The 6,656-nt window shown below is 71.2% G+C and carries 6 protein-coding genes, 1 tRNA gene and 1 riboswitch (1 of these 8 running past the window's edge); of the genes, 2 read left to right on the top strand and 5 right to left on the bottom strand.

Annotated elements, in window-relative coordinates; genetic code table 11:
* A riboswitch (cobalamin riboswitch) is annotated at positions 1–171 on the bottom strand (it extends 131 nt beyond the left edge of the window).
* A 168-nt stretch (positions 172–339) separates the two neighbouring features.
* Positions 340–1,806 carry an RNB domain-containing ribonuclease gene (locus ACFONC_RS08215; protein ID WP_386743247.1) on the top strand — a complete coding sequence of 489 codons (1,467 nt, stop codon included), beginning with the start codon at positions 340–342 and terminating at the stop codon, positions 1,804–1,806.
* 283 nt (positions 1,807–2,089) lie between these two features.
* On the opposite strand, the gene zapE is transcribed toward ACFONC_RS08215, so the two are convergent.
* The 4 genes from zapE to ACFONC_RS08195 form a co-directional block, all read right to left on the bottom strand.
* Positions 2,090–3,211: a cell division protein ZapE gene (gene zapE, locus ACFONC_RS08210; RefSeq protein WP_386744611.1), complete on the bottom strand. Its 1,122-nt coding sequence runs from the start codon at positions 3,209–3,211 to the stop codon at positions 2,090–2,092.
* 7 nt (positions 3,212–3,218) lie between these two features.
* Positions 3,219–3,899: an alpha/beta hydrolase gene (locus ACFONC_RS08205; RefSeq protein ID WP_386743246.1), complete on the bottom strand. Its 681-nt coding sequence runs from the start codon at positions 3,897–3,899 to the stop codon at positions 3,219–3,221.
* 206 nt (positions 3,900–4,105) lie between these two features.
* On the bottom strand, positions 4,106–4,624 hold the full coding sequence (locus tag ACFONC_RS08200) for a c-type cytochrome (protein WP_386743245.1): 519 nt from the start codon (positions 4,622–4,624) through the stop codon (positions 4,106–4,108).
* Positions 4,625–4,681: 57 nt separating this feature from the next.
* Positions 4,682–4,758: transfer RNA gene (locus ACFONC_RS08195), tRNA-Arg, on the bottom strand.
* A gap of 58 nt (positions 4,759–4,816) precedes the next feature.
* On the opposite strand from ACFONC_RS08195, the gene ubiA reads away from it, so the two are divergent.
* Complete coding sequence (gene ubiA / locus ACFONC_RS08190; protein WP_386743244.1) at positions 4,817–5,743, top strand: 4-hydroxybenzoate octaprenyltransferase; 927 nt, start codon at positions 4,817–4,819, stop codon at positions 5,741–5,743.
* Positions 5,744–5,902: 159 nt separating this feature from the next.
* On the opposite strand, the gene ACFONC_RS08185 is transcribed toward ubiA, so the two are convergent.
* Positions 5,903–6,640, bottom strand: a complete 738-nt coding sequence (locus ACFONC_RS08185) for a double zinc ribbon domain-containing protein (protein WP_386743243.1) — start codon at positions 6,638–6,640, stop codon at positions 5,903–5,905.
* Between the last annotated feature and the right edge of the window lie 16 nt (positions 6,641–6,656).

Raw genomic sequence — 6,656 nt, 5'->3', positions numbered from 1 at the left:
CCTCCTAATGGCCGTCGCTTCCCGGGAGTTGCCTCCCAGTGCCAATGACGGCGGTCGTTTCCAATTACCGCTGCGGGGCAGCGCCGGAATGGGACCCCTGGAGGCGTCCGCACCGGCTTCCCTTTTCATCCGGTGGCGGGCGCCACCGGAACCGACAGGCACAACATATCGTGGCTATTCTGTTTGTCAATACAAAATATTGTGGAACATCGCGTATCGGGTTCCACGCCCGCCGCGGCGCGGATCGTCGCGGCGGGTGCGGCCGGGCCGGTCGCGAAGCCGCTGATGCGCCCCGTCTAGAATCAACGCCGACACGAACGCAAGCGAGGACCATCGACAGTGACCACGACACGCCGCCTGCGGATGCGCGACCACCAGGCCGTGCTCGAGCGCGGCATCGCTGCGATCCAGCGCGAACTGCAGTTGCCCGACGCATTCCCACCCGAGGTCGAGGCCGCCGCCCGCGCCGCCGCTGCCGCGGGGCCACGCTTCCCGGGCGAGGACCGCACCGACCTGGCGCTGGTCAGCATCGATCCGCCCGGCGCGATGGACCTGGACCAGGCAATGCGTGTCGAGCGCAGCGGCGACGGCTACCGCGTGTACTACGCGATCGCGGACGTGGGCGCCTTCGTCAGCCCCGGCGATTCCGTCGACCTTGAGGCCAACCGCCGCGGCGAGACCTTGTACGGCGCCGACGACAAGATCCCGCTGCATCCGAAGGCGTTGTCCGAGGATGCTGCCTCGCTACTGCCCGACGAAGTGCGCCCGGCGCTGCTGTGGACGATCGACCTCGATGCCACCGGCGAAGGCATCGAGGTCGACGTGCGCCGCGCGCGGGTGAAAAGCCGCGCCAGGCTCGACTACGCCGGTGTGCAGGCGCGCATCGACGCGGGCGATGCTGACCCGATGTTCGACGTGCTGCGCGAGATCGGCGAACTGCGCATCCGCCGCGAGCAGCGCCGCGGGGGCATCAGCCTGCCGCTGCCGGAGCAGGAAGTGCACGTGGATGACGGGCGCTGGACGCTGGAGTTCCGCGCCCGGCATCCGGTCGAGGACTGGAACGAGCAGATCTCGCTGCTTACCGGCATGGCCGCCGCGCACCTGATGGTGCAGCATCGCGTCGGCCTGCTGCGCACCCTGCCGCCGGCCGACCCGCGCGCGCTCGAGCGCCTGCGCCGGACCGCGCGCGCGCTGGGCATCGGCTGGCCGCAGGCGCGCAGCTATCCCGACTTCATCCGCTCGCTCGACCCGGCCAATCCGCGCGACGTGGCGATGATGACCGCGTGCACCACGGTCCTGCGCGGCGCGGGCTATGTGGCTTTCAACGGCGAGGTGCCGGAGCACTCGCAGCATTCGGCCCTGGCATCGCAGTACGCGCACGCGACCGCGCCGCTGCGGCGGCTGGTGGATCGCTACGTCGGCGAAACCTGCCTGGCGCTGAGCGCCGGCACGCCGGTGCCGCAGTGGGTGCGCGACGCGCTGCCAGGCCTGCCGGCGACGATGCAGGCCTCGTCGCAGCGCGCCGGCCGCTACGAGAACGCGGTGCTCGACCTGGCCGAGGCGGCCGCGCTGGCCCCGCGCGTGGGCGAGGAATTCGAGGGCGCGGTGGTCGAGGTCGACCGCAAGGACTCGCGCCGCGGCGAAGTGATGTTGCGCGAGCCGGCGATCCTGGCGCGCATCGAAGCCGACGCCGAACTGCCGCTCGGCGAGCCGGTGCGGGTGCGTCTGCTGGAGGCCGATCCGGGCAGCCGCGGCATCCGCTTCGAGCTGGCGGGAACGGTCGCGCCGGAGCCCGCCGGATTCTAGTCACGAGCCCTCCCGCAGGAGCGGCTTCTGGCTCCCTCCCCTGCGAAGGCAGGGGGTGAGGAGGGCCGCTTGCGAACCACCGGTTCGCGGCCTGACGAACGCCATCGAGCTGCGCTCGATGGCCGGACGGGTTGGGGAGGGGTTGCGTGGGCTCGCGCGGTACCTGCGGACAGGTGCGCCGGATCCGACACAACCCCCTCCCAGCCTCCCCCTGCCTTCGCAGGGGGGAAGGGGCAACAGCAACAGCTCGCGGCTGAAGCCGCTCCTACAAGGCGCGTCTTTCTCAGTCGCGATGCCCGCGCGCCAGGTACTCCTCGCTGCGCATCTCGACCAGGCGCGAGGCGGTGCGTTCGAACGCGCCGGCCAGACGCTCGCCGGTGTACAGCGCGGCCGGCGTGGCATCGGCGGTGCACACGAGGTTGACGTTGCGGTCGTACAGCTCGTCGACCAGAGTCACGAAGCGGCGCGCAGCGTCGTCCACGGTCGCGTCCATCACCGGCACGTCGCCCAGCAGCACGGTGTGGAACTCGCGCGCGATCTCGATGTAGTCCGAGGCGCTGCGCGGGCCTTCGCACAGCGCGGCGAAGTCGAACCACGCCATGCCCTTGCAGCGCGCGCGGGTGGCGATGCGGCGGCCGTCGAGTTCGATGCTGCCGTCGCGGTGGGCGTCGTCGCCGCCGAGCGCGTGCCAGCGCGACGCCAGCCAGGCATCCGATTCGCCATCCAGCGGCGCGCGGTACACCGGCGAGCGGGTCAGCTCGCGCAGCCGGTAGTCGGTGTCGCTTTCCATGTACATGACATGGCAGTGCTTTTCGATCAGCGCGATCGCCGGCAGGAAGCGCGCGCGCTGCAGGCCGTCCCTGTAGAGGTTTTCCGGCGCGGTGTTGGAGCTGGTCACCAGCACCACGCCCTCGGCGAACAGGCGTTCGAGCAGGCGTCCGAGCAGCATCGCGTCGCCGATGTCGCTGACGAAGAACTCGTCCAGCACCAGCACCCGCAGCTGCGCGCGCCATTCGCGCGCGATCGCCACCAGCGGGTCGCGCTCGCCGGCGTGCGCGCGCAGGCGCTCGTGCACGCCGCGCATGAAGCGGTGGAAGTGGGTGCGGCGCTTGCCGTCGCGCACGTCGCTGCCGGGCTTGCTCTCGGGCAGCGGCAGGCCGGCGTAGAACAGGTCGATCAGGAAGGTCTTGCCGCGGCCGACGCCGCCCCACAGGTACAGGCCGTCGGTCGCGTCGTGGTTGCCGCCGCCGAACAGCCGGCCGAGGAATCCCGCGCGCGGGGCGTCGGCGATGGCGTCGTGGATGCGGTCGAGTTCGTGCAGCACCGTGCGTTGCGCGGGATCGTCCTGCCAGTCGCCGCGCGCCACGCCTTCCGCGTAGCGCTGCGACGGTCGCGCCGCCGCCACGCCCGCGTCAGCCATGGACGGCAGGCAGGTAGGCCTTGACCCCGTTCTTGATCGCGCCACGCAGGTCGATCAGCTTGCGGTGGAAGAAGTGCGTGGTGTCGGGCATGCGCACCAGTTCGGCCTGCGCCTTCGACTGCTCCAGCCAGTCGTAGACCGCCTGCGGGTCGACGATCTCGTCGTTCTCGCCCTGCACCACCAGCCACGGCATGGTCGGCAGTTCGATGCTGTCGAAGTCCCAGCGCCCCGCCGGTGGTGCGATCGAGACCAGCAGGTCCGGCTTGAGCGAGGCGGTCGCGCGCAGCGACACGTAGGCGCCGAAGCTGAAGCCGGCCAGCCACAGCGCGTCGCCGGGCCGCTGCTCGCGCACCCAGGCGGCCACCGCGTGCAGGTCATCGACTTCGCCGCGGCCTTCGTCGAACGTGCCCTCGGACTCGCCTGTGCCGCGGAAGTTGAAGCGCACCGTGGTCGCGCCCAGCTCGCGCAGCGCGCGCGCGGCCATCGTCACCACCTTGTTGTGCATGGTGCCGCCCTCGGTGGGCAGCGGGTGGCAGACGATGCCGACCAGCGGCAGCGGCGTGACGTCGTCGTCCGGAAGGTCGACGTGCAGTTCCAGCGTGCCCGCCGGGCCGGCGATGGTGACCGGGCCGGATGTGTCGGGGAGCGGGGGGTTGGGGGAGGAATTGACCATGCCCGGAATGATAGGCGCTTGGCCCGCGGCTGCGGATGGCCGTTACGGGGTGCCGCGGCCAGGCGTGGCGGTTTCCGATGGATCTCGCGGATGTTGCGGGCCTGATGCAGTCATGATCGAGGGAGTTTCCCTGGCGGACCGTCTTGCCGGAAATGACGACGCCGCCCGCAGGCGGCGTTGTCGGACGGTGCCGGGACCGTTCCGGACTACTCGAGGTTGGCGAGGATCCAGTCGACGGTGGCCTTGACCTGTTCGTCGGTCAGCGCCGGATTGCCGCCCTTGGGCGGCATGATCCCGCCGTCCGGGCCGGTGTAGCCCTCGATCGCGTGGGTGTAGAGCGTCTCGGTGCCCTGCGCGATCCGCGCCGCCCAGTGGGCCTTGTCCATGGTCGGCGCATTGCCCACGCCGGAGGTATGGCAGCCGGTGCACAGGTTGTTGAAAATCACCGAACCGTCGAGCGTGCCGTCATAGGCGACCTGCGCGGCGGCCGCCGCAGTGGCGGCGGCCTTGGCGGCGGCCTGCGCCGCGGCACCGGTGGCGCCCGCATAGACCTCGCCGGCCGGCGCGATCCGCGCCTGGGTGGCGCGCGCGGCCGTGGGGGACACTTCAGGCGGGATCACGCCGTTGAGGTGGTTGGCGAGCACGAGCAAGGCCAGCGTGACCACCGCCAGGAAGCCGATCACCATCGAGAAATGCTTGAGAAAATCGAGGTCGTAGTTGCGCACGTTTCACCCTTGGCGGCCGCTCGGAGGCCGTGCCTGTCGCACAGAAGTATAAAAGACTGGCGCGCCTGGAGGGATTCGAACCCCCGACCAATGGCTTCGGAAGCCACTACTCTATCCGGCTGAGCTACAGGCGCCCGGCCGGCTATTGTCCACAATCGCGCCCGGCTGCGCGAGTCGCGTACGCTTTAGCCCATGTCCTACGAACGCTTCCATCCCGCCCCGCTGCCGCCATGGCGCGAGCGGCTGGGCCAGTACTGGAAGCTGACCCGCGGCGACCGGCCGATCGGCTGGCTGCTGCTGCTTTGGCCGACCTGGTGGGGGCTGTGGGTGGCCGCCGGGGGCGTGCCGCCGTGGTGGACGCTGGTGGTGTTCTCGCTGGGCGTGTGGCTGACCCGCGCGGCCGGCTGCGTGATCAACGATTACGCCGACCGCTGGCTCGACCCGCAGGTCGAGCGCACGAAGGACCGGCCGCTGGCCACCGGCGCGGTGCGCGGGCGCGAGGCGCTGGCGCTGTTCGCGGTGCTGATGCTGGCGGCGTTCGCGCTGGTGCTGACGATGAACCGGCTCACGGTGCTGATGAGCTTCGTCGGCGTGGCGCTGGCCGCGAGCTATCCCTATCTCAAGCGCTACACCTACCTGCCGCAGGTGTACCTGGGCATGGCGTTCGGCTGGGGCATCCCGATGGCGTTCGCCGCGGTGCAGGGCACGGTGCCGCCGGTGGCGTGGCTGCTGTACGGCGCCAACATCCTGTGGTCGACCGCCTACGACACCTGGTACGCGATGGTCGATCGCGACGACGACATCCGCATGGGCGCCAAGTCCACCGCGATCCTGTTCGGCGACGCGGACCTGGCGATCCAGGGCGTGCTGTACGCGCTGGTGTTCGCGGCGCTGGCGCTGGCCGGGCAGCAGGCCGGACTGGGGCGCTGGTACTTCGGCGGGCTGGGCGTGGCGGTGCTGCTGGTGGTGTACGAGTTCGTGATCACCCGGTATCGCGACCGCGATGCGTGTTTCCGGGCGTTCCTGCATAACCACTGGGTGGGGATGGCGGTGTTCGCCGGCATCGCGCTGGACTATTTCATGGCGACGGAGGCGGGCGGGCGCCTGCTGCCCTGGTAGGAGCGGCGGAAGCCGCGATCGCTTTCCCGGGGCAACGCATCGCGCTGTCATCCTGCTGGTGCGAGCCCGCAACTCGTCCGCATGAAGCCGTAGGTCGGGGCTACGCCCCCGACGCCCGGAACTCTCCAGCGCCGATCCCGCAGTCCCCAATCCCGGCGTTCAAGGCACCCGCGCACAGACCCATGCATCGACGCGTACGACGCCCGCACGCCGCAGCGCGATGGCGGCGGCATGCAGGGTGGCGCCGGTGGTCATCACGTCGTCGAGCAGGGCGACGTGCCCCGGCAGCCGCGTGCCCGGGGCCACGGTGAACGCGCCGCGCAGGTTGCGTTTGCGGTGCGCGGCGTCGAGCCGGGACTGTGGTGCGGTAGCGCGCGTGCGCCGCAGCGTGTCGGGCAGCAGTGGAATGCGCAGCGTGCGGGCAAGCGGCCGGGCCAGCTCCAGCGCCTGGTCGTAGCCGCGGGCGCGCAGCCGGGCGCGGTGCAGGGGCACCGCGAGCAGCGCCTGCGGCCGCTCGGCATCGGCGAAGGCCTGCGCCATCAGTTGCGAAAGCAGGCGTCCGGCGGCGAGGTCGTGGTGGAACTTGAATCGCGGCAGCAGGCGGTCGAGCGGGGCGGCGTAGACGAAGGCGGCGTTGGTGGCCTGCACCGGTGGCGGCTTTCGCAGGCAGGCGCCGCAGGCCTGCGGCGCGCCGTGATCGGCGACCGCGGGCAGCGGGATCGCGCAGTGCGCGCAGGCGTGGCGGTTCCACGGCAGGCTGGCGGCGCAGGCTGTGCACAGGTCGCGGCCGGGCCGGCCGGCTTCGCCGCAGGCCAGGCAGCGCGCCGGCCACAGGCCGTCGAGCAGGCGCCGCCAGCGGCCGTCAACATCCGGGAGGCGGGTCTGGTTGACAGGCATCGACATGCTTTCCAGA

Source organism: Luteimonas soli (genome assembly GCF_042648865.1).
In the GTDB taxonomy this organism is placed as follows: Bacteria; Pseudomonadota; Gammaproteobacteria; order Xanthomonadales; family Xanthomonadaceae; genus Luteimonas; species Luteimonas soli.
The sequence above is the reverse complement of the archived record's forward strand: the minus strand, read 5'-3'. Positions and strand labels throughout refer to the sequence as shown.

What these genes read in the sequence shown, in the direction of transcription:
- ACFONC_RS08205 (WP_386743246.1), bottom strand. Translation starts at nt 3,899, where the DNA reads ATGGTCAATTCCTCCCCCAACCCCCCGCTCCCCGACACATCCGGCCCG.
- ubiA (WP_386743244.1), top strand. Translation starts at nt 4,817, where the DNA reads ATGTCCTACGAACGCTTCCATCCCGCCCCGCTGCCGCCATGGCGCGAG.
- ACFONC_RS08185 (WP_386743243.1), bottom strand. Translation starts at nt 6,640, where the DNA reads ATGCCTGTCAACCAGACCCGCCTCCCGGATGTTGACGGCCGCTGGCGG.